We start from the raw sequence: 22,278 nt of genomic DNA, 5'->3' as shown, positions 1-22,278 counted from the left end.
ATCACTCCTTATCTGTCATTGTCCGGTAACGATTCCGCATCTGCCTCTTCCTTAAACCACTCCGGAAAGTCTTTTCCCGCGGTGAGGCTCAGGGAATTGTGGTCTTTTTTCGTGTCTCTCAGTATCGCGCTGAGGCGGTCAAACCATTTACTGGCTCCCAGGTAACGTTCCCAGTAAAAATAAGTCCTGCTGTTCTTCACTTTGGACGCGCTGATCGGAGTTCCCGAGCAATAGGCGCTGTTCAGAGTGCCGTAAAGCTCCGCCATCTCCAGTTTTCGCTCCTCGGGTATGGTTTCCAGCCCCTTAAACGTCTGGTTGCTGATTGTCTCTATCAAAAACCGGCTGCTGTATTCTTTAAAATTAAGCAGGTTCGGGTCTTCTTCCTGATAGCGCTCCGCCCAGCCGGAGATATCCACCTCTTTTGTATGATAACGGAAACTGCCGTCTTCTGTCCAGTTAATAATTCCATACTGGCAGGGTGGGATAGCGAGGGAGGAGGAAACAATCTCATAAATACCGTATTTTCCTTCATCCAGCGGACTTTCCACGTTCTTTTTCACCCTCTGCAGATGAAGATGGCCGCTTATGTAAATAGGAAGCTTATATTCTTCCAGAAGCCGTACGACATCCCTGTAGTTTTCCAGCGTACACTCCTCCGGATAGAGAGTGCTCTCCTTCAGCAGATTGTGATGGGCTACGGGGATTACCATGGCTCCGGCCTCCTTCGCCGCCTCAAGCTGCTCCCTCATCCAGACAAGGGTCGTATCTTTAATTCTGCCTCCCGTCTCATGGACGGGTTCGTAGATGCATGAATCCAGCATCATCATCCAATAATGTTCATCCAGCCTGTAAAGGTAACTCAGGGAATCCTCATCCCTGGATGACGCCTGATCATAGCCAAACTCGTGGTAAATATCGTAAAAGCCACGGGCATCGACGCCCTCGGCCGTTTCTTTCTTATCGTCAAAATAGGTGGCTGCCCATGGATGGTTGATATCGTGGTTGCCAGGTATGACAAGCACCGGGATTCCCGCATCCTGTACCCTCTTAAGCTTCTTCGCCAGTTCCTGGTGATTCACCTTCTCACCGTTCTGTGAAATATCTCCGCTCAGGATCAGGACGGACGGTTTCTGCTTCAGGACTTCCTCCAGAAAAGCATCGGCAATCACATCCAGGTACGGCACCACTGTTCCGTCATTCCACTCTGTGTAGGTGTCCAGGGATTCCCTGAAATCCGTCATTTTAGGAGACTGGTAGTGTAAATCCGACGCAACAATCATCGTAGGCGGACGGTACGGCTCTTCCTCCGCCTCCGTCTCCTGACCGGCGGTATCTCCTCCGGAATGACTCCCTTTTTTTCTTCCGGCGCCGGTACCACGGTGTTCCGAGTCCGCCCCGGCTTCCATACTCTCCGGCGTTTCTCCGGTTTCTGCGCTCTCCTTTTCGCCTTCCGTAGTTCCCGTACTTTCTTCTATCTGCTCTCCGCTGCTTCCGTACATGGTCTGTTCTTCCCCTTTTTTACCGAAATCAGGTACAAACTTTACCACCAGTACAAGAACCGCAAGAAGCAGTAACAGTTCTGCCGCATAGACGAGCAGAGACATCTTTCTCCATTTTCTCATTCTGTATTAAGTCCTCTGTGCCAGTCTTTTTCTGATGTCACTCTCTCTGTCCTCAAACAGGAGATTTTTATTGTATTCATAATAACGCTCACATCTGTTTTCCCTTAAAAAATTCACACTGTAATAATTTGTATTCAGCTCCGTCACAAAAATGACCATCTCCTGGCCCGCGGCGAAGGCTGCCTCCATAAAATCAAAGCCGTGTTCCAGCATTGTAAGGGCTGTCTCCGACATTGTGTCGTATTCCCGTGCTTCTCCCCCGAACAGCTCTTTGACTTTTTCAAAACCTTCCTCAGGGGAAACGATATGCTCTTTTTCCAGTGTCAGGGCGTAATCCTGCAGTTTTTCCGCCGCATCCCGGTTAAGATGCTCTTCTCTTCTGCTGATGAGTCCTGCCTTATGCCTCTTTTCCAAATCCAAAACCATCTCCGCAGCCAGGTTTTCCAGCAGAGCGGCGGCGCTCTCCGCCGTCATTGCTTTTGCGGTCTTCGTTCCCGCCTCTGTATCCGGCGTTTTTTCGGCCATCTGCCTGAACATACCCAGTTCTTCCCTCAGAAGCTCAAGATACCGTCCCTTCAGGTAAATATCCTTGAACCGCCCGTTTAAATGGGACAGGACAAGGCTCACAACACTGAATCGCTCATCAAAAGGCGCGGCCGCCACACGGCGCACCATCTCCGTATCCGGTTCACCGGAAAGGATCCGTTCGATCTGGTAATCTGTTTTATACTTGCTGTAAAGCTCCAGGTAATTGGCGAAATCCTTTGCTATACCCGGATGTTCAATATACTGATATACGACGTCCCTGTCAACCGTTTTTCCGAGTTTTTCATATATTTCCAGAAAACGGGCAAGATCTTCCCAGCCCCTCGGCGTCGCAAAACGTTTGCCGTCCACGGTTGTCTCTATCCTGTAAAAATGTTCAGGCCTGGCTTCCAGATAAGCGGTAACTGCCGGATGGATATCGGTCATGACCGCATATTCCTTCCAGACTTTGTAATCTGCCTCCACATCGATTTTCTTAATCCTGTCCAGGGTCGCAATATCAAACTCCCTGACGGATTTATTGTATTCCGGCGGGTTTCCGGCCGTCACAATGATCCAGCCGTCGGGAATTCTGTGGTTCCCGAATGTCTTGCACTGCAAAAACTGGAGCATCATCGGCGCCAGCGTCTCGGACACACAGTTGATCTCATCGATAAAAAGGATTCCTTCCTTAAGCCCCGTCTCCTCCATCCTGTCATAAATGGAGGCCACGATCTCGCTCATCGTGTACTCCGTCACGGAGCATGGCCGTCCGGCGTATTCTTTCTCCACAATATAAGGAAGGCCGATGGCGCTCTGCCTTGTATGGTGCGTAATGGTATAGGAAACCAGTCCCACCTGGCATTCTCTGGCAATCTGCTCCATAATCTGTGTTTTTCCGATTCCCGGAGGCCCCATTAACAGAACCGGCCTCTGGCGGACGGCAGGGAGCAGATACTCCCCGCGTCCATCCTTCAAAAGATACGCTTCGATGCAGTTTTTAATTTCTTGCTTTGCCCGCTTGATATTCATGTCACATCACCTGTTTTTCGGTCTATTCGTCTTTCCTGTCATGTCTTCTGCTTCGAGTTTAAAAACGGCTGTTTTTTCCACAACCCTGGCGTCAAATTCAAATGCCCCGCTCTCTCTGTCATACTGGCGCATGATCAGATTCAGCGCCTCATACTTTTCTTCCATATCCTCCACGACGGACGCCCTTCCCGTGCCGCAGACGCTCTCATAAAGCATTGTCGTCTTGCAGGCAGGCTCTTTTAAGACCAGCTCTTCCTCCGCATACATGGAGAATGCGATCCTGTTATCGCATTTGATCCGGTCAAACTTGGTGCCTTCTCCGGCTCCGTGGAAATAGAAAACAGTTTTTCCGTCCTTAACGCCAACTCCAAAGTTGATGGGAATCACATAGGGATAGTCCTCTCCGGAAAATGCGAGGCTGCACACGCGGCATCTCTTTATTATTTCCATAATTTCATTTTGATTCTCAATTCCCCTGTCTTTTCTTCTCATTGTTCGTTTCTCCTTTCGTCCTGAATGTCACCGGTGCAGGCGGCGGTCCTTATCAGTCCACGTCTTCTCCTTCATCCTCAAACTCTTCCGGATTCAGAATCAGCTTGATCGCCCAGGGCGGAACATCCGCGTCGCTGTAATCATCCCGCATAAATACAAATGCCGTATCATAGGCCGGCCTGTGGACCGGAAACATCCCGTAGCCGTCCGTAAAATAGATGAGGCCCTTAAGCCCGGTAAATACCTTTTTCTGCACCAGAGAGTCCACATACTGGAACGCAGGCCTGAAATCGGTGCCTCCGCCTCCGGCAATCTCCATATGCTCCATATAATCCTTAAGCTCCAGGGCCGACTCGATTTTCCGGTCACTCTGAATCTTTTCATCACATTGTATCACATGTACGTTCACCTTTGTAAAAAAACTTTCCGCTTCCGAGAGTACGGCATATGTCTGTTCCAGAAACCGTTTCACAAGCTCGCCGGAGCATGACATGGAAGTATCGATTACGATGGCAAATTCCTCTATCTTTTTTACCTCCTTTGTCTCCAGAGGTTCAATCAGAGGCATATTTCCATAGGTTCTCAGTCCGTAATCATAGTAAATGTAATCGAAAGCGTCGGTATCGATCTGAACCGTCTCCTTCATCACCGAAAATTTTCTCAAAAATCCCCTGTAATCATACCGTTCCCGGTTCTCTATCTTCACCTGGCGGGACAACTCCCCGGCCTCCTCCGACGCCTTTTTGGAAAAGGATTCCATCTCCGTCTCCATTGATTCGCGCAGATTATCCCACTTGTTCTTTCTCTCCTGGGGTATCTCCGGTCTGTCGTTTTTATCATTCCAGCGGGAGTGATCATCCCTGTAAAATTCTGCCATAAGCGAAAGATACCGCCCCTCCGGCAGATTTTCTTCCTGGAGGCAGCGGTAAATACTCTGGGCATTCATAACCTTTGTTTTCTCTTTCAGGCGCATATAACACTCCCTCCTCACGGGAGACTGGGGACGGTGGAGGCACCTTATCTCCATCCCGTCTATCATATATTCAACAGCAATATCACACGCCAGGTTCCACAGTTCTTCGGCTCTCTTTCCCCTTGTGTCCATATGGGCAAAGATACAGTGGAGGATGGAGTGGAAATACAGCCGGTTTACATAAACACGCCCATCCATATATTTTTCCGCCAGAAACTCGGGCTGGTACGTATAGCAGAAGCCGTCCGTCCCTGCCCCCCTGGCGGTAAAATCCGGTACAAACATAAGGGAACTGAGCGCCGCGTCCATAAAACGCAGATGCAGGTAAAGCTCGTTTCTCGTATTTATCAGTATATCACGACAGATAGCAGCGAGCTCTTCGGCCTTTTCCTGTTCAAATGCCGCCGGTGTTTTTCGTTCCATTCCGTTTCTCCTGATTCTTCTTTTCCTGGTTTTTCTTTTCCTGGTTTTCTTTTTCCCTGGCTTCCCTTACCTTCTGGAAACCCTCGTCGCCTACCGCCACACGGATAAATTCTTCCATCGTCTTGGTCAGATATTTGTTGCGCTTCTTGTAAAAATAGACCTGTCTGACGGAAAGTGATTCATCCATCTTATAATAACACAGAGGAACCTCATACGACAGGCTGGCAACGAGGCCGTCCGGAATAAAGGTTGCCCCGATCCCTTTTCCCGCCATATTGAAAGCCGATACGACCTGATCCGGTTTCAGAATAATATTCGGTGTATAATTCTGACGGCCGCACATCTTCACGCCCCGCTTATAGATACTGTTCTCTTCCTTGACAAAAATAAACGGCGTATTCTTAAGCAGCGGAAGCGGCAGTGCGGGAAACGCATCGTCGCTATGGCGCTTCGCCGTAATGTCGGCTGCAGTAAGCTGATATTCCATCAGCTCTCTGTTAATCTCAAATTCCCTGGGGACGGCCAAAATAATCCGCTCCGTATTGTAATAATATTTTTCGTAATTTTTATCATCCAGTTCCGAATTGTCGATAATTAAATCGAGTTCTTCTCCCATCAGCTTATCGGTCAGCTGGGAGGTTGTCCCTTCGATCAGTTCAATCTTAATCTGAGGGTATTTTCTGGAGAATTCACCGAGCAGACCCGGCAAAATAAAGGAGGTAAAAAATATAGTTCCTCCGATTGCCAGTTTACCGGTCAGAAGACCGTTCAGGTTATTCAGTTGGTTAATCGTATTCTGCTCCAGGGCAAATAACTTTTCAATGGCATCAATGTAAACTTCGCCGCTGGGAGTGAGACCGATAGGCGAAGTGCTCCTGTCAAATATCGGACTGCCTATTTTTTTCTCCACCTTCTTGATCGCCGTGCTTAACGCAGGCTGGGTGATATACAGCTTTTGCGCCGCTTTTGAAAAGCTTTTCTCCTCGTATACCGCATATACGTATTCTTTACCGTCGAACATCTTTCCTCCTGTTTTTCCGCTCTGTTTTTATTGGTTTTCCGGTTCCGCCCTCTATAACGAAAAATTAATAACTATTATTTTATTATATAAATTTGATTATATACGAACCATGTTATATAATCAAGTTAAAGAACAAAAATGATACATTTTTTTCGGCTTTATAACTCAAATTTTTTCCTCTCAGGAGGATAGGCCCGGTAAGAGGCGTTCATAAGAAAACTTATGACATCCGTACGGCCGGCCCGGTTTGAGGCATGAATCAGTTTATCAAAGCCGGTTTTCCCCAAAGCCGGTTTCTTTATATCGGAATATTCCTCGCGAGCACGCACTGCATAACCCTCGTTCCCCAAACAACCCGCAGTCGCGTGCTCAACCTTTATCCTTTTTTCATCATTTTCCCCTTCAGACGGTAAAAATTCACCTACAAACCATTTCCATTCGTCCATACTGTCCTTTTTCAGAAGACAGGCTGCCGCCTCTTCGGGATGAAGGATCAGGTATTCCCTGTACATCAGTGAGGCTTTTTCCGTCAGTTCCAGCGGAAAGCGGAGACGTCCCATCGCAAGGGCCGCCGCTCTCGCGGGCGGTTCCTGGATCTTTGCATGGATAAACAGGCTGTCGTATTCACGGAACTTAAACTCCGTCCCTTCGAACGCATAACGGTAGCGGTGCCCGCAGCCGTGCACATGGGTTTCCAGAATCCTGGCCGGCGTGTTCTCCACCGCCTCCTCATAAAATACAGGGAAAAAGAGACTGGCGCGTCCCGTGCACCCAAGCTGCCCGTCCGCGTCTTTCTCAAGCTGCCTGTAATCTACGGTCAGCGATTCATTCAGCTCCGCCAGAACTTCTTTCAGGCATGAGCGTTCCCCCTTCACAACACCGATGTCCAGCTCCTCGATCTTCCGGCAGCCGTTAAAGGCTCCGGCTCCGATGTCTGAAATTGTGGAATATATCGAAAGCTTTTTAAGGCCGTAACAGTTATAGAATGCATATCGGCCGATTTTGCGTATGCCGGAAGGAAGGTGGATTTCCTTAAGGCGCTCACCGCAGGCTGCCGGCAGTCCGGCCGTATTGATAACCGGACTTTCCATACTGCCGCCTGCACCGGCTCCAGAGGCACTTCCCGACAATCCGCCCGCGCCGGTTCCAGCCGCGTTTCCCGGTTCCTCCTCCGCATCCCACAGTTTCCCTGCAGGCGTCCCGCGCATATCCCCGGAAAAGATGTAATCTCCCAGTTCCGTCACCTTCCTGCCGGAAATAGTTTCAGGGAGCACAATCTGGCTGCACTCCCCGTAGCATCTTAATATTTTGACGGAATCTCCATTTTCTTCATAAAGGCATTTCAGTTCCATTCTTATATTCTCCGTTCCAGAAAGTCAATAACTCCTTCCAGTGTTTCCGGCTTCGCCGCCAGCTTAAGTAAAAGCTCCTGCGTGGGCTGCATCAGATCGGGCACCATGACCGGAATAAAACCTCCGTCTATGGCCGCCCTGATACCGTTGAAGCTGTCCTCCAGGACAACGCATTCCGACGGAGAAACTCCCGCTGCGCCGGCCGCTCTCAGGAAAATCTCGGGATCCGGTTTGGCATGCTCCACCATATCCCCGCAGACAAAGCCATCGAAATAATCCTTTACTCCGGCCGACTCCACATACCGGAGCGCCCTGCTGCTCTCGGTGGACGTGGTCAGCCAGATCTTATAATGATGTTTCTTAAGCCATTCAAGAAGTGTGTAAAGTCCCGGTTTGACCGGTATCTCATGCGTATCCAGATAGTGGATGAGAAGCTCTCTCTTCCGTCTCCGAATCCCCTTAAAATCCATATGTTCACCGTGACAGCGGCAGAACAGCCGCTCCATCTCCTGGCTGCGGCTGCCGCGGCTGTAGATCAGGAACTCCTCGCTGATGGCGACTCCCGCCTCGGCTCCGGCCTGTTTCCAGAAATCCGACGCGAGGCACTCTGTGTCGAACATCAGCCCATCCATATCAAAGAGTACCGCTTTTACCTGCGTCATCTTGCTGTCCTCCGTCCAGAACCCACTCCTTCAGTTCATCCCCATCGTACTTAAGCTTCAGCGAGAAAAAGTCATCTCTCTCCAAAAGGAGCCTGTGGAAGATTTTGTCTCCCTCCCAAAGGTTCAGTTTAAATACATCTTCCTTTTTCACCCATTCAAGCGTCCCCTCATCGCACGCTTTAAGTTCACCGGTAAATCCGTGGGCCGTGAACAGGCAGATATATTCCGTCGGCCACCCTTCTGCGATGAAGGTCAGGATTCCCCTGAATTTCCATGAGGTCAGGGTCAGTCCTGTCTCCTCCTTCGCTTCGCGCAGAATGCATTCCTCCGGACTCTCATCCTTTTCAAAATGGCCGCCTACGCCGATCCATTTATCCTTATTAACATCTTTTTCTTTCTTCACACGGTGCAGCATCAGATAGCAGCCGTCTTTTTCAATATAACAGAGCGTTGTCAGCTCCGATTTCCTTTTTTCCTGCATAATTGATTCCGTCCTTTTTCTGCTGTAATCCGCCCCGCGGGAACAGCGGCTTAATAATGTACCGTGAGGTGCGAGAAATCCTTCGCATCGTCCTCCAGGATATTCCTCAGGAAGTCACTTAAGTCGCTGACATAGTCAATCTCATTCCAATACTGATATGCCTTCTCATTCTTAACCTGATCCGCAATCTCAAACATCCTGCCGCCATAGTAATAAACACAGAGCCTTGCATAGAACCTGGCCATCTCGTCAATCTTCTCATCGCTGAAGAACAGTTTACGCTCCAGCGTATGTTTTCTGAGATCCAGGACCGCATTCCTGTATGTAACCTGATTTAAAAAGTTCTCACTGAAGGTTTTAAAATCCGATAAGTCCCTGTTTTTATAAGAATTCCTCTTTGCCCAGCCGTCCACATCCACCGATTTTGCATCATACTGGATGTCGCCGCTGTTCCAGATTTTCATCAAGCCGTACTGGCACGGGGCCATCACAAGGGATCCCGTCACAATCTCACTGATTCCGCTGTCTTCATCCTCTTTATAATGCTGCAGATGAAGATGCCCGCTGAGATGGAGACGGACGTCGTAGTCATAGAGCATACCCACCAGCTCTTCGTTGTGCTCTATCGTACAGTTGTCATAGAATTCACGGCTCACACCGCTCTGGTCAAACAGGTTGTGGTGGCTCACCGTAATAACCTGGGCTCCTTCCTCCCAGGCGGCTTCCAACTGCTTTTCCATCCATTCGTATGTCTCCCTGCGGATCATTCCGCCGACCTGGTTGACCGGATCATACTGGCAGGAATCCAGCATCAGAAGCCAGTAGTAATCATCCAGCTTATACAGATAGCTGAGGGAAGCCGGATCCCGGTCGTCCGCCGCCACATAACCATAGTCTGCGTAGATGCTGCTGAATTCATCCGCAGTAATTACGTCTGTCTTCACAGTGCCGTCCGAGGTGAACTTTCTTGCATAATGATTATTGATATCATGGTTTCCCGGAATCACGGCCACCTCTATGCCATGCTCCGATAGCGTCTCCAGCTTTTCGGCCAGCTCCTCGTGGCTCTCTTTTTCTCCATTCAGCGTCAGGTCTCCAGTGAGGATGACCAAGTCCGGATCCTCCTCGATCACATCATCGAGGAACGCATCGAGAATCTCCCAGCCGTACTGAAGCACACGGCCGTCGCTCGATTCCACGGCGGCCATAAAGCTCTGGCATCTGTTTCCAGCAAGTTTTTCCGCCAGATAATGAAGGTCGGTCGCAACAACGATCTTCTGCTGCACGAATGTATCACTGTCTCCGGGCAGCGTCTCTTTTGTCTCCTCTTCCCGGGTCCCGGCCTCTGTTTCCTCATGTTCCCACGACTCAAAGCGTTCCGTCTCTTCCCGGGACTCCTCTGTCGTCTTCTCTGCTTCCGTGCCCGACGGTTCCTGGACGCTCCCGCTCTCCTCCGATACGGAAGGCGTGTCCGAAGTCCGGGAACCGCAGCCTGCAGCCGTTCCTGCAACGCAAAAGGCAGCCAGGACAGCCATCCATTTTCTGTATTTCATCATCTCGACCTTTTCCTTTCCTGAGCTTACCGTTTATCTCGGAATTTTCACACGGAAAAGTGTAAAAACACCTCGCGGGACAACCGCCGTGCAACGCAACGGCAGGTCTACAGCACATAGCTGTGATCAATCTCGATTACCGCGTAGTAGTTTTCCCACTTTTCCCGTACTCTTCTTGTAATTTCTTCGGTCACTTCCCGATCCGACAGCTTTAACTGGAACGGAACCACCACGTCAAAAATCAGGTTCGTATGGGTGGGACCCTTGACCATCCTGAAATCGTGGATGGATAAGTCCCCGTTTATTTCTTTGACCAGTTCCGCCACACACTGTTTGACGAGCCTTACCTCATCGTCGTTGGTGGCAATCGGGTCCATATGGATGACGGCGTCGCAGCCCAGCTTTTCTTTTAACTCTTTTTCCGCCTGGTCTATCACATCGTGAAGTTCAAAAATATTTCCGTCTCCCGGAACTTCGCCGTGGAAGGAAATCATCAGTCTGCCCGGGCCGTAATCGTGTACCACCAGATCGTGGATTCCCACAATCTCGCTGTGGGACAGCGCAATGTCCCGGATTTGGTTGATCAGCTCCTCCTCCGGCGGCTGGCCCAGGAGCGGGCTCAGCGTATCCTTTGCCGCACTGTAGCCTGCATAGAGGATGAACAGAGCCACCATGGCTCCGCACCAGCCATCCACATTCACGCCGGTAAATTTGAGCACCAGCATAGCCAGGAGCACGACGGAGGTAGCCACCGCATCGCTCAGGCTGTCCGTGGCCGTCGCTTTCATCGCGGCGGAGTCTATCTTCCTGCCGACAAACCGGTTATAGCTGCACATATAAAGCTTCACGCACACAGAAACCGCCAGAATCACGATTGCCGTCATATTCATCTCAACAGGGGCGGGTGACATGATCTTAGACACAGACGATTTAGCCAGCTCCACGCCCATCAGGATGATTGCAGCCGAGACGGCAAGTCCCGATATGTACTCAATCCTCCCATGGCCGAAGGGATGCTCCGCGTCCGGCTTCATGCCCGCAAATTTGAACCCAATCAGTGTGATGAGGGAGGAACCCGCATCCGACAGGTTATTGAAGGCATCGGCCATAATAGCGATGGATCCGCTTAAAACGCCAGCCAGATATTTTCCGATAAACAGGCAGATATTGAGCCCGATACCCACGGAACTGCAAAGCGAGCCGTACATACGTCTCACCGCGGGGTCTTTTATGTTATCGGAATCCTTTATAAATCGTTTAATAAGAAATTTAATCATTACTCAACCTCGTTCTTTAAAAATACGAACCGGCTCCCATCGGACAATTCCGGTGCATAGGAAAAACCGAGGCGGTCAAACTGTTTCACCGTCTCAAATCCCATGGCATTCCGTTCTGCCAGAAAGCGGACCATCTCACCTCTGGCCATCTTTGCCTCCGTCGCCTTCACTTTAACCTTCCCGTCTTTCATGGTTCCAAAAATACAGGTGGCAAACTCATCCTCCGGTTTCAGCCACGGTTCCACGGCGCTGCTGTACTCTTTCGACGCCAGATTGAGCACTTTAACGCGTCCCGCGCCCTTCTCCAGGCGGTACAACTCCCTGTAAAGTTCATCCCTCCAATAGCCGTAAAGGTCCTTTGCTCCCTCTGTCGGGAGTTTTGCCTGCATCTCCAGGCGGTATGGCACAACCGCGTCGTCGGCCCTCAGAATGCCGTAAAAACCGCTCAGGATACGCAGATGGCGGCATATGTACTCCCACTGGGCCTCAGAAAATATCTGAGGCGCCATATACTGATACTGGATCCCCACATAGGAGAGCGCCGCCGGCGTCATATTCCTTCTCAGGTCCATATCACGGTAGCGCAGATAGTTCTGATGGGTGATTGCGTCATTTGCCGCAAACAGTTTCTTAAGCTCAGGCTCCGTAAAGGACTGCAGCTTCTCTTTCAGCGCTTCCGTCTTCTCTATCAGCACAGGCATATTTTTCCAGGGCAGCTCATCCGCCTTAACCTGCATTTTCTTTGCCGGAGATATAATAATGCGAAGCTCTGCAGCCAGAGCTTCTTTTTCTCTCTTTGTCATCTTTTTAATTGCCGCCTCCCGCTTCATGGCTTCCTCTTTTGTTTCCCAGGCCTCATAATAGGCCAGCGTGACCGGCCGCCTGCTCTTCGTATATTTGGCGCCTTTTCCCGCGTTATGTGTCTTCAGCCGCTCCTCCAGATGGTTTGTCCACCCGCAGTAGAGCGATGAATCGGAACACCGCAGAAGGTATGTGTAATTCATCATCTTCCTCCAAGGGGGTATGTAAACGGTAACAACACCTTGCAATGTGCCGTTACCGTCCAAAGCCCCGGGGTGCCTTTCGGCAGTTCCACATTAGAGCCTTGTATCTATCTAAAGCATCGGCCGGATGCGCTACTCTCTTCCTCTGCTTTGGCTATAATCTATTATATGGATTTTCTCCTGAAATGCAACTTTCATTCCGGCATTTTTTTCCGGCTGTCAAAATACAGGAAGTTGTCAATGCTGTCCAGTATGTCGGAAAACTCCTCCCTGGGAGCTAGTTCAATATACTGTTTCAGCGTCTGTTTTTCCTTCTTCTTATAGCGTCCGTAGAAAATGTCGTAGAGGTTATGGCCTCTCATATGAATTTTAAAAAGCTCCATATTATTTTTCAAGTCTTCTTCCGATTCCGGAGTCCGTCCCAGCGCACTGACAAACTTTCTGCCCGAACGAAGCCGACCGAGATATTCTGTCCACTTCTGCCAAAGAATATGATAAAAATCTTCCTCTGTTTTTATAATTCCGATTTTTGCCATGATTTCCGGATTGAGGAAGTAATTTTCAAAGGAATAATATTTCAGAATCAGGACGTTTTTCCGTCTTACCCTCGGCAGGCGGTCCACATCCCTCAGGTTCTGCTCGTCGTAATAACGGCACAGTTCTCCGGCCAGCTCCTCCGGATCCTTTCCGTCTCCGTCCCGGATCATCAGGAACTGATCTTTTAAATAAACCTGGTTCATATATTTCAAATTGGCATATGTCTTGATATTGGTGCAGCTGTTTGTCGTTATGATGGCAATCCTTGAGAGATTCCCTTCCCTGTCGTGGACCTCGGAATAGTATTTTTCCAAAAGCAGCGGAAGGCGGCTCTTGTCCTGTTTCCCCTCCACGATAAATACAAAGTCCACATTCAGCGCGTCTGCCGCCCCGTATCCGAGATCATCCAGTATTTCCCCGATGTCCGTATTCTGCCGGAGCACAGAGTAATACTCTCTGTCCAGCACCACCTGCCTGATCTGGCCGTTGGTGAAATTCAGCAGTAGCTGGGGAGAATGGGTACTGAACACGACCTGGTTTTTCTTGGACAGCCTGTAAAGTATCTCACTCGATACCTTCTGGAGCTGCGGGTGCAGGAACAGTTCGGGATATTCCACGATGACAATGCTCGGTATCCGGTTCTCCCCCTCGATATAAGTTTCCAGCAGGGACAACATATAAATGCTGCGCATACCTTTTCCCATATGTTCAACCGTATCCACCTCACCGCGCTCGCTGTTGTAGGTCTTTACCTCAATCTGGAACAGCCGGTCGATATCACAGCGCAGTTCATAGAGGATATCGTCATATCCCCCGTTTTTATGGAAGTTCTCATTGATCCGCTCCACCAGGTCTCCCATGTTGGACTGATACAGCTTGTATTCGAGAAGTTTTCTCGTCTCGGCGGCATCGAGTTCCTCGGGTTTCTTCTTATTAATCAGGCCAATGCACTGGAAACAGTGCCTGCATTCCTTGGCTCCGTCGAACAGGCAGCGGCCGGATCGGAGCTGGTTCATCATCCTGTTGTCCTGGAACAGCAGAAGGTCGTTCTGGAACATCTGCAGATCTCTTGCCGTGTTGATATAGTGGAGTCTTGGAAGGACTTCCCGGATGCAGGGATTATCCTTTTTAAATCCGTCCGTATAGCGGATTTTCCCCTCATAATTGGCGGTATAGGTGAATTCCAGCAGATCTCCTTGGCAGGACGGCAGTTTCCTGTAAAATTCCTTCTCCCACACCTCAAAGCGCTTATAGCGGCTCACGATACCGGCCTGGTGCATCATCCTGCGGTCTTCATCCGTGATCTGCAGGGTCACTTCGATTTCCACATTCTGCTTTGCCTCATTAAAATCAGCTTTTGAAAGCTCCTCCACTCCCGCCATGACACGGATTGCGTCCAGGACGGAGGTTTTCCCCGTATTGTTCTTTCCCACCAGAATCAGGGCGTTCTCCATGTCACGTATCTCCATGTCCCGGATTACTTTATAGTTTTTGATTCTGAGACGTATAAACTGCATGTTCTGCCTCCTTTCGGCCGTTTTTCCGTTATTGTCCACAGCTCAGTGCGGTATGGACAGCAGCGTTCTTCCCGCTGCCGTACAGCCTCCCAAACATATAAACAGTTATGCTTTAGTATACTCTAAGCCGGGCAGGTTCGCAATGTGCTTTGAGCAGAAAAAGGCGGCGGAACCATCCCGGTCCCTGCCGCCCGCCCGGTTTTTACCGGGAGTCCTGCTACTGAACTTCTTTTATAAGCACCAGCTTTTCCCCTGGCCGGATCTCATCTTCCGTCAAACCGTTCGTTTCCTTGATGTTTTCCACAGTCGTATGGAATTTCTTTGCGATTTTCCACAGTGAATCCCCCTGCTGCACAATGTAGCCCACAATACCCGGCATCTGCTGGAGCTTCTTCATATCCAGTGGCTCCACTTTCACGCCCGTGACCACAGGCTCGCACACCGGCTGCAGCACCAGCAGATCGGCGGCAATCACCGCCTTCACTTCCACAGAATCCCCTCCCAGCATCACGGCAGTGAGCTGTTCAAGTCCAAGGTTCATCTGCCAGATGCTGTCCGCGTTAATGCCGTCGGCCTCCGCCACGCAGTGGAACGGTACAATCTCCGTCGTTGCTCCCACCGGCTCCGTATCGTCGTCGGTCAGGTACAGAAGACTCACTTCCAGAACACCTTCTATATGAAGTCCGTCCTCCCTCGGCTCCGCCTCATCCAGCTTCACGCTGCCGCTGCTGTGGCAGATTTGAAGAATCCGGTCCGGTTTGCTTATTTTAAGCTGCTCTGCCACCTTGCATTTGCAGATGTTCCTTGTCAGCAGCCGGTCGAAACAGGCTTCCCCGCCATCCAGCATCAGCTCCCGGTTGGTGGAGTAGAGATCACTTAAAAGCTCCACATTTTCTTCCATGTAGAGTTTCATATCCAGTTCCAGGACCGCATCCAGCTCAAAATCACGCATTTCCCCGTCGTAGTCGGGCTTCATCTCGATTCCCCGGTGCAGGATTCTCACGCCGATGGCCGGAACCATATCCTCCTCCGCCTCCGCAAGCTCCACATCACCCGAGAACGGAATGCTCTCCTCCAGCCACTGAACAGGCGTATGCTCCCCTTCCCCGGCATAAATGATAAATACCATCAGCTCCCCTTCCAGATGGATATTTCCGTCCATGGGGCGGCAGGTGACGCCTCTTAGCCGCATCTCATTCCACAGGATGCTCTCGATGTTCGGCTTATTTCCAGAAACCTGAATATCCTCCTTGATCCGGTATGTATCCTTTCTCCTGACCGCGATTGCCGCCACGTCGATACTTCTCTTTAATACCTCTACCTCTTCATCATCCGTCTCAATGTCCACGGCTGCCTCCGCGTCGTACAGATTCTCCACCCGCACTTCCAGAGTCACGACTGCCTTGATGCTCAGCTTTCTGGAATTGATCATGCTGGTGTTCAGATCCTCAAGCGTCCAGGATACCTGGGTATAGTCATGCTCATCCAGGTCCGGCACATTGATCGTCTCATCGAACGGCACCTCTCCTCCCAGCGCCTGAAGCCCTCCTTCTGCTTTTCTGTACAGCACACGGAAAGCCAGTTTTCCCTTAATCAGAACCTTATCGCCCTGGGTTCTCGATGATTCAATCTGGACCTCTCCATTGTCCAGAAGGACCTGGGATACGTCGTCCATGGTGTCCGGAACGATAAAATCGTCGTCCAGAGTGATCTGGGATACCGCGCTTCCTTTCTGTCTGTTCATATGTATATTTTTCTTAATCAGCTCCATCATTAATGATCGCACCTGCCCTTTCCATATCTACAACTTTATGAAAGTTTATGCGGACAGACGTGACATTATTCCAAACAGGAAAGAGGGATATTCAAAAACCGGCGGAGTGGTACCTTGAATTCTGGGATGAATTATCATATAATGGACTGGTATAGTCCGGAATCATTTGAAAAATGGAGAAAATAAAAGATGGGTTACAGAATTATGCTGCTTCTAAAGCCGAGTATCAAACAATATTGTGAACAAATTCTGGGAAGTTCCCGGGATGATGTGGACATCACTTACAGGGAATATAACGAGTTCAGCGAGCTGATCTCCATATTTCTTGAATCCAAAACTCTGTATGACGGTTTTATTACGAGCGGATATGTTCCTTGGCTTACACTGAAGCATTATATTCCGGACGGAGAAAATATTCCAACTGCGTGTTTTGACATTGAGGTAGAGCATGTCTATCAAATGCTGCTGAAATTAATGATGTTAAACGAACAGACGGATGTTAACAGAATTGGCATCGATTTTTTGGAAGAAGGTTATACTCTCCGCGAAGCCCTGACGGAGGAGAAACTGGCTGTTATGGCGGATCGGTTTTGCGAGAGACTTGAAGAGGGCCTCTGGGATGAGATGGAGCAAAGAGAAGAAGAACTGCTGGACAAATATAAAAGCAGGCTTGAATGCCATGAACTGGATCTGATTCTCACCCAATTTCACAGTGTGCAGAAACTGGGGGAACTGTATGGAGTGGATTCTTACTATGTATATCCCAGTATCAAAGAGCTGAACCGCACCTTTTCCGCATTGAGACAGAAGATAGAAATGAAACGCATGAAAGAAAATATCTCAGGAGCCATCGTAATCCTACCTGTAGAGAAGGATACCTGGGACATAGCCAATGAAGAGAGGGAACGCTGCCTGTTCCAGCTTAAGCAGGCGGTGATGACGCTTAACAAACGTTATATGAACAGTCTGATTCTCAAAGAGGGCTATAACGGCTACGAGATTTACACCACCTCTATGCTGATTAAAAAAATGACGGACAACTGCACTTCCTGCGGCGTCCACCCCCTGCTGAAGCAGGAGATGAACTTTAAAGGCGTTATCAGCTATGGCATCGGCACCACGCTGAATCAGGCGCGTATGAATGCATGGGAGGCAGCCGCCTATGGTAAAAAAGTTCTGGGAAAAGACCAGGGCAGCTTTATGATGGATGAGAATGAAAATATCTTTCTCCTCGATGCGTCCCCGGAAGAAATAGCCGCCCGTCCCGCGGAATCCAGTAAATATTTAAAGGAAGTTGCCAGCAGCGTCAGGCTTTCCGTTGAAACTATTTCAAAACTGGCTTCCATGATAAGGTTGGAGGGTTCCGATGAGGTAACCGCCGCCCAAATAGTGAAAAGTCTTGGCATTTCTCCCAGAACCGCAAGCAAGATCCTGACTAACCTCCTGCAGTATGGCTATGCTGAAATGATAGGACAGGAAAGCCTTGGCGGCAAGGGACGTCCGATCAAGCATTACCGTCTTAAAATTAAGGGGTGAAAGGCCACATTAAAAAGCTTCGTCCCTAGAGGCACGGCAGTTTGCATATCGTAATAAAATCAGAAATAGCAGACGGCGGCGTCAAGGCATTCCTTTACCTTGACGCCGCCGTCATTTCATATAATTCGCATAAATAGTTGTCCGGTTCATATCGATTCTCTTTGTCATTCACCTCTCTTTGTATGAAATCTGCATTTTAACGCCATTTTTATGCCTGTACCGCAGGCAGCATATACATTCGGCATGGAAAGAACATTTTCCAGAAACATCCCCGCTAAAATGATAAAAAAGCCAATCAGCACGGGCAGAGTGGGATAGTCTTTTAAAAAGAGGGCAACCCACAAAGGCCCCAGGATCATTTCCCAAAGAGCGATGACCGAAGCTTTTCTGGGATTCACCAGTTGAAGGCCAAAATTATAAAAGCCATATCCCGCTCCCATCTGAACCGTTCCAAGAAGCAGCATCACCATCCAGTTCTGTGCCGTAAGTTCCTGCAAATCGGAAAAAGACGGGGGAAGGAAAATAAAAGTAAACACGCCCGAAAACAGACACGCAAGGCAGGTAAGCCCAAGCGGGCAATCGCCCGATGCATGTTTGGCGCTCAGCGTCATCAGGGCAAAGGCCAGGCCCTCGCTGAGCGCGATCAGGTTTCCTTTGCCCTGACCGGTGCTGCCAAATCCCGTACTCATAAAAAACAGGACTCCGGCCAGTATCAGGATAACCGGTATAATACTGTTCCAATAGATCCGTTCCTTTTTTACCGCTGCCAGCAGTAGGAGCCAGACCGGAGCCGTATACTGCATTCCAACGGCAATAGCGGATGAGGTCTGATCCAGCGCCAGAATGACTCCCGTTACCAGCGCTTCAAATGAAGCGATATAGATGAGGGTCCAGTGATTCCAAATCATCTTCCGCGGCCTTAAAAACGGAAGTAGGACAATACCGGCCAGCAGTGAACGCAGACCGCAGACCAGAAAGGGATCCAGGTCCTGCTGCACAAATTTCACAAGTGGGGCATTGAGGCTCCAGCATACCGCGCCCAGAAAAACAAGTAATGAGCCGGATAACTTTCCTTTTAACATAATTGCCGCCCTCTGGTTGAATAAACAACGCTATTAGAATGGCCCATAGTTAATTAACTGTGCAACGAGAATAATGCCAAACGCTACCGCTGACAGAAGCGTCCACAATTTCCAGGAAAATTTAACCCACTGTCCGTAAGTCACATTTCCTACCGCCAGCATTGCATGAAGAGAACCGCTGGTCGGATAAAGCATGTTGGTGAATCCGTCGCCGTACTGATATGCAAGAACCAGAACCTGCTGGTTAATATGGAGCACCTGTCCCAGCGGGGAAAGAATCGGGACAAGCACAACCGCTTTTCCTTCACCGGAAATAATAAAGAAATTCATAAAAATCACAATCAGGTATACTGCCAGGAGGGTAACGAGCATCCCCTGATCCGTCAGCATCTGTGAGATATAGTAGACCAGAGTGTCAAGCATCTTGGCCTGTTTCATCAGGCTCGTAACCGCCTGGGCAAGTCCCATAAGAAATACTACCTGAAGCAAATCGGCCGCTCCCTTTGTAAAAAGACGGCACGCCTTGTTCATATTGATTCCCCCTGCAATTGCAATTGCGATTGCAGCAATCAGGAAAATAGCGGACATCTGATTATAGTTCCACATCAGTTTGACTGCTCCATATGTCTGAACCACCAGGGCAATGAAGAAAATAATCAGTCCTGCCTTCATTCTTCCGGTCAGCCTTACCGTTTCATGCAGGATTTCTTCCTCCTCATTACAGGAAGAAATATACTCCTGCGCTACCACGCTTTTAGTCGGATCCGCTTTAATTTTGCGGCAGTAAAAGTAGAGATACCCAACCGCCACCAGGAAAAAGATTATCTGTGCTATCACACGCAGGCCAATGCCGGAAAAAATAGGAAGGCCTATCATTTGCTGGGCCAGGCCGGTGGTGTAGACATTGACAATTCCTCCTGTCCACCCCAGTCCGATACTCATGATAACAAGGGAGATTCCCACCAGACGGTCATACCCCAGTCCGATAACAAGCGTTATCATTATAGGGATGAACGGTATAAGGTTTTCCGCCATTCCCGCCGCGCCTAACAGTGTAAAGAAAAAGAGAAAAATTATTATCATCAGAAACTCTTTTCCCTTAGCATGCTGAATCAGAACCTTTACGCCTGTAGTCATGGCCTCCGTGCTGTCTAAAATGGCAATAGCGCCCGTCATGATCAGAATCAGGGAACCGACGGCCATGGCTGCCGTAATGCCGGCGTTGATGGAAGTGAAAAATCCCAGAAAAGTGATCGGATTATCCTGTTCTACAAAATGAAAACTCCCTGAGACCACTTCGCTGTAACCGGTCGCCTCGTTAGCAACCCTGGTATACTCACCGCTGGGAATAATCCAGGAGAGGACAACCACCAAAAGCATTACCGTCATCAGAATCAAATATGGATGTGGAAGTTCAAACCTCCGTTTTTGTTTTACAGCAGCCGCTTTCATATCTCTCCTCCATTCCTACGCTTTCTTCCCAGAACTATTATTTGCGTATACAGTTTTATCCCCAACTATCGTTTCCATAATCTTTATCTTTTTAATATCATCCGGTTCAATGGCCATGGGATCCCTGTCAAGAATCACAAAATCGGCCAGTTTCCCGGGCTCAATAGTACCTTTTTCACATTCTTCGTGGTTCTGCCAGGCTCCGTTTATCGTATTGGCACACAGAGCCTGATAAACGGTCAGCGCCTCATCCGGTCCCAGTATTTCCCCGCTGTAAGTTTTTCTGGTTACGGACGCCCATATTGAAGTGAGCGGATCCGGAGGCAGAACAGGACAATCTGTGTGCATGGTAGGTTTCATCCCCATATCAAATGCCGTCCTGATGGGATTATAGTGCAGGCACCGCTCCGGCCCAAGGAAAATCTCTCGGTGGACATCTCCGCAGATATAGACACAGGGCACAAAGAATGAAGGGACAATTCCCACCTCTTTCATTTTCAGAAGCTGATCCTCTCTGGCAGTCTGTGCATGAACGGCCGTGTGGCGGATATCCGGTTTTGGATTTTCTTTCTGGCACTGTTCATATACATACAGGACATCATCGATTGCCGCATCACCGTTACAGTGGATATACATCTGGACTCCGGCATTATGTACGGGGCGGACGATGGCCAGCAGTTCCTCCCTGCTATGGATCGGCATACCCCGGTATTCCGGTTCCATGTCAGGAAGATTATAATACGGCTTTGTGAGATAAGCCGTTCCGCATTGAATCGAACCATCCTGAAATGCTTTTGCCCCGTGTAAGGTAATCATATTACTTGAACTCTTTATGTTATTTTCTGCATAATAAATTGCTTCTTCCGGGGAAGACCACCAAATACAGCGTATCCCCAAATAACCGCTTTTGAGAGCCTCCTCCAAAAGTTCCTTAGCGCCTGAGCTTCCCTGCCCCTGGTTAGCGGTAGTAATGCCCCTGGACGCATAGAGCTCTGTAGCTGCCTTAATCCCCAGCAATTTATCCTCTTCCGTTCCCAGAAATCCGAAATATTCACTGTTCCAGACCTGCATAACAGCCATCTCTCCCAGTATCCCGTTCGGCTCCCCATCCTCGTCCCTGTAGATTACGCCTCCGTCAGGATCCGGTGTGTCCCTTGTAATTCCCAGCATAGACAGCGCTTTACTGTTTAAGTAAATGGAATGGGATGTGTAATTGTCTACAATAACCGGCCTCTCAGCAGATACCCTGTCCAGATCATGACGGTTTAAATGACGCTTCTCAGCAATACCGCAGTTGTCAAACCCTGCTCCAATCAAAGTCTTACCCGCGGGCAGTGTCTTTATCTCCTCCTGCAGTTTGATAATGCACTCTTCCACGGTACTGAACGTTCCAAACGGCGGACAGCGCAAATATACATAATTGAGCAATCCCACTCCTGCCTCCTGGAAATGGCTGTGGGCATCGTAAAATCCCGGAATCATCGTATATCCGTTCAAACAGACTATTCTTGTCTTTTCCCCCGAAAACTGCATAACACTTTCTCTGCTGCCGCAGGATAAAATATTACCATCCTTTACTGCCACCGCTTCAATCGTGTGATCCGGTCCCGTCATGGTTCGGATAACCCCGCCATAGTAGATGGTGTCGGCTGCTGAATTCATTTGTAAATGATTCATTTCAAAGCTCCCCCTTTCATAAACTGCATTTTGCAATCCGCAGTGAAGTCCCTGACGGATACTCCTTACGGCTGCCATTCCTCGCTTTTGTATTATATTTTTTCTATTTATTGAGCACTCATTAAATTGATATTAGCACCGCATCAGTTAATTGTCAATATGTTTAATTTTATTTTTAAAAAACTCTAAAAAACCTCAGAATAACTCATAAATAACTATTAACAATGCCGTAGACAATGTCAAAATAGTAATTTAACAAAAAAACGGGCCCTCCCCCATAAATATC

Annotated in this window: 17 protein-coding genes; 1 reads left to right on the top strand and 16 read right to left on the bottom strand. The window is 49.1% G+C overall.

Translation table 11 applies throughout. The features are described from left to right. Positions 1-8: 8 nt before the first annotated feature. The 13 genes from EJL91_RS10740 to EJL91_RS10680 all read right to left on the bottom strand — a co-directional run bounded on the left by EJL91_RS10740 (position 9) and on the right by EJL91_RS10680 (position 16,215). Positions 9-1,622, bottom strand: coding sequence for a metallophosphoesterase (locus tag EJL91_RS10740; protein ID WP_125141924.1), 1,614 nt, complete (start codon positions 1,620-1,622; stop codon positions 9-11). Positions 1,623-1,628: 6 nt separating this feature from the next. After that, a complete protein-coding gene (locus tag EJL91_RS10735) occupies positions 1,629-3,179 on the bottom strand; it encodes an ATP-binding protein (protein WP_125141923.1) in 1,551 nt (516 codons plus the stop codon). Positions 3,180-3,185: 6 nt separating this feature from the next. Continuing rightward, positions 3,186-3,671, bottom strand: a complete 486-nt coding sequence (locus tag EJL91_RS10730) for a pyridoxamine 5'-phosphate oxidase family protein (protein WP_125141922.1) — start codon at positions 3,669-3,671, stop codon at positions 3,186-3,188. A gap of 52 nt (positions 3,672-3,723) precedes the next feature. Continuing rightward, positions 3,724-5,067 carry a vWA domain-containing protein gene (locus EJL91_RS10725; protein WP_125141921.1) on the bottom strand — a complete coding sequence of 448 codons (1,344 nt, stop codon included), beginning with the start codon at positions 5,065-5,067 and terminating at the stop codon, positions 3,724-3,726. Next, the gene (locus tag EJL91_RS10720; protein WP_125141920.1) at positions 5,039-6,088 is read right to left on the bottom strand and encodes a LysR family transcriptional regulator; all 1,050 of its coding nucleotides are present in this window, start codon (positions 6,086-6,088) and stop codon (positions 5,039-5,041) included. Before EJL91_RS10720 ends, EJL91_RS10725 begins: the two co-directional genes overlap by 29 nt. 158 nt (positions 6,089-6,246) lie before the next feature. Then, the gene (locus tag EJL91_RS10715) at positions 6,247-7,440 is read right to left on the bottom strand and encodes a leucine-rich repeat domain-containing protein (protein WP_125141919.1); all 1,194 of its coding nucleotides are present in this window, start codon (positions 7,438-7,440) and stop codon (positions 6,247-6,249) included. A gap of 2 nt (positions 7,441-7,442) precedes the next feature. Then, complete coding sequence (locus EJL91_RS10710) at positions 7,443-8,102, bottom strand: HAD family hydrolase (RefSeq protein ID WP_125141918.1); 660 nt, start codon at positions 8,100-8,102, stop codon at positions 7,443-7,445. Further along, complete coding sequence (locus EJL91_RS10705) at positions 8,074-8,583, bottom strand: NUDIX hydrolase (protein ID WP_125141917.1); 510 nt, start codon at positions 8,581-8,583, stop codon at positions 8,074-8,076. The genes EJL91_RS10710 and EJL91_RS10705 overlap by 29 nt, the downstream gene beginning before the upstream one ends. Positions 8,584-8,633: 50 nt before the next feature. Further along, positions 8,634-10,139 carry a metallophosphoesterase gene (locus EJL91_RS10700; protein ID WP_206429481.1) on the bottom strand — a complete coding sequence of 502 codons (1,506 nt, stop codon included), beginning with the start codon at positions 10,137-10,139 and terminating at the stop codon, positions 8,634-8,636. A 104-nt stretch (positions 10,140-10,243) separates the two neighbouring features. Continuing rightward, positions 10,244-11,413, bottom strand: coding sequence for a cation diffusion facilitator family transporter (locus EJL91_RS10695; RefSeq protein ID WP_125141916.1), 1,170 nt, complete (start codon positions 11,411-11,413; stop codon positions 10,244-10,246). Next, positions 11,413-12,417 (bottom strand): peroxide stress protein YaaA, encoded by a 1,005-nt coding sequence (yaaA, locus tag EJL91_RS10690; protein ID WP_125141915.1) that lies wholly within the window; start codon positions 12,415-12,417, stop codon positions 11,413-11,415. Before yaaA ends, EJL91_RS10695 begins: the two co-directional genes overlap by 1 nt. A gap of 194 nt (positions 12,418-12,611) precedes the next feature. Further along, on the bottom strand, positions 12,612-14,471 hold the full coding sequence (locus tag EJL91_RS10685) for an ATP-dependent nuclease (RefSeq protein WP_125141914.1): 1,860 nt from the start codon (positions 14,469-14,471) through the stop codon (positions 12,612-12,614). Positions 14,472-14,688: 217 nt separating this feature from the next. Beyond that, positions 14,689-16,215, bottom strand: a complete 1,527-nt coding sequence (locus tag EJL91_RS10680) for a DUF3794 and LysM peptidoglycan-binding domain-containing protein (RefSeq protein ID WP_423243435.1) — start codon at positions 16,213-16,215, stop codon at positions 14,689-14,691. Positions 16,216-16,434: 219 nt separating this feature from the next. Here EJL91_RS10680 and EJL91_RS10675 point away from each other — a divergent pair, with 219 nt between their 5' ends. Next, entirely contained in the window at positions 16,435-17,781 is a 1,347-nt protein-coding gene (locus tag EJL91_RS10675) for a hypothetical protein (protein WP_125141912.1), read from the top strand. A 164-nt stretch (positions 17,782-17,945) separates the two neighbouring features. Here EJL91_RS10675 and EJL91_RS10670 read toward each other — a convergent pair whose 3' ends face one another. The 3 genes from EJL91_RS10670 to EJL91_RS10660 are packed head-to-tail and all read right to left on the bottom strand — an operon-like array spanning position 17,946 to position 21,992. Then, entirely contained in the window at positions 17,946-18,863 is a 918-nt protein-coding gene (locus EJL91_RS10670) for a DMT family transporter (RefSeq protein WP_125141911.1), read from the bottom strand. A 33-nt stretch (positions 18,864-18,896) separates the two neighbouring features. Continuing rightward, complete coding sequence (locus EJL91_RS10665; protein ID WP_125141910.1) at positions 18,897-20,315, bottom strand: YfcC family protein; 1,419 nt, start codon at positions 20,313-20,315, stop codon at positions 18,897-18,899. Positions 20,316-20,330: 15 nt separating this feature from the next. Further along, entirely contained in the window at positions 20,331-21,992 is a 1,662-nt protein-coding gene (locus EJL91_RS10660; RefSeq protein WP_164516809.1) for an amidohydrolase, read from the bottom strand. Positions 21,993-22,278: the final 286 nt, after the last annotated feature.

Origin of the sequence: Clostridium transplantifaecale, assembly GCF_900626075.1 — a bacterium.
Taxonomy (GTDB): domain Bacteria; phylum Bacillota; class Clostridia; order Lachnospirales; family Lachnospiraceae; genus Otoolea; species Otoolea transplantifaecalis.
This window is presented reverse-complemented; position numbering and strand designations above follow the sequence as displayed.

Excerpts from the sequence above, each read along its gene's own strand:
- EJL91_RS10680 (WP_423243435.1), bottom strand. The coding sequence starts at position 16,215 with ATGAACAGACAGAAAGGAAGCGCGGTATCCCAGATCACTCTGGACGAC.
- EJL91_RS10735 (WP_125141923.1), bottom strand. The coding sequence starts at position 3,179 with ATGAATATCAAGCGGGCAAAGCAAGAAATTAAAAACTGCATCGAAGCG.
- EJL91_RS10710 (WP_125141918.1), bottom strand. The coding sequence starts at position 8,102 with ATGACGCAGGTAAAAGCGGTACTCTTTGATATGGATGGGCTGATGTTC.
- EJL91_RS10685 (WP_125141914.1), bottom strand. The coding sequence starts at position 14,471 with ATGCAGTTTATACGTCTCAGAATCAAAAACTATAAAGTAATCCGGGAC.
- EJL91_RS10720 (WP_125141920.1), bottom strand. The coding sequence starts at position 6,088 with ATGTTCGACGGTAAAGAATACGTATATGCGGTATACGAGGAGAAAAGC.
- EJL91_RS10725 (WP_125141921.1), bottom strand. The coding sequence starts at position 5,067 with ATGGAACGAAAAACACCGGCGGCATTTGAACAGGAAAAGGCCGAAGAG.
- yaaA (WP_125141915.1), bottom strand. The coding sequence starts at position 12,417 with ATGAATTACACATACCTTCTGCGGTGTTCCGATTCATCGCTCTACTGC.
- EJL91_RS10715 (WP_125141919.1), bottom strand. The coding sequence starts at position 7,440 with ATGGAACTGAAATGCCTTTATGAAGAAAATGGAGATTCCGTCAAAATA.
- EJL91_RS10700 (WP_206429481.1), bottom strand. The coding sequence starts at position 10,139 with ATGATGAAATACAGAAAATGGATGGCTGTCCTGGCTGCCTTTTGCGTT.
- EJL91_RS10695 (WP_125141916.1), bottom strand. The coding sequence starts at position 11,413 with ATGATTAAATTTCTTATTAAACGATTTATAAAGGATTCCGATAACATA.
- EJL91_RS10670 (WP_125141911.1), bottom strand. The coding sequence starts at position 18,863 with ATGTTAAAAGGAAAGTTATCCGGCTCATTACTTGTTTTTCTGGGCGCG.
- EJL91_RS10675 (WP_125141912.1), top strand. The coding sequence starts at position 16,435 with ATGGGTTACAGAATTATGCTGCTTCTAAAGCCGAGTATCAAACAATAT.
- EJL91_RS10740 (WP_125141924.1), bottom strand. The coding sequence starts at position 1,622 with ATGAGAAAATGGAGAAAGATGTCTCTGCTCGTCTATGCGGCAGAACTG.
- EJL91_RS10660 (WP_164516809.1), bottom strand. The coding sequence starts at position 21,992 with ATGAATCATTTACAAATGAATTCAGCAGCCGACACCATCTACTATGGC.
- EJL91_RS10665 (WP_125141910.1), bottom strand. The coding sequence starts at position 20,315 with ATGAAAGCGGCTGCTGTAAAACAAAAACGGAGGTTTGAACTTCCACAT.
- EJL91_RS10705 (WP_125141917.1), bottom strand. The coding sequence starts at position 8,583 with ATGCAGGAAAAAAGGAAATCGGAGCTGACAACGCTCTGTTATATTGAA.
- EJL91_RS10730 (WP_125141922.1), bottom strand. The coding sequence starts at position 3,671 with ATGAGAAGAAAAGACAGGGGAATTGAGAATCAAAATGAAATTATGGAA.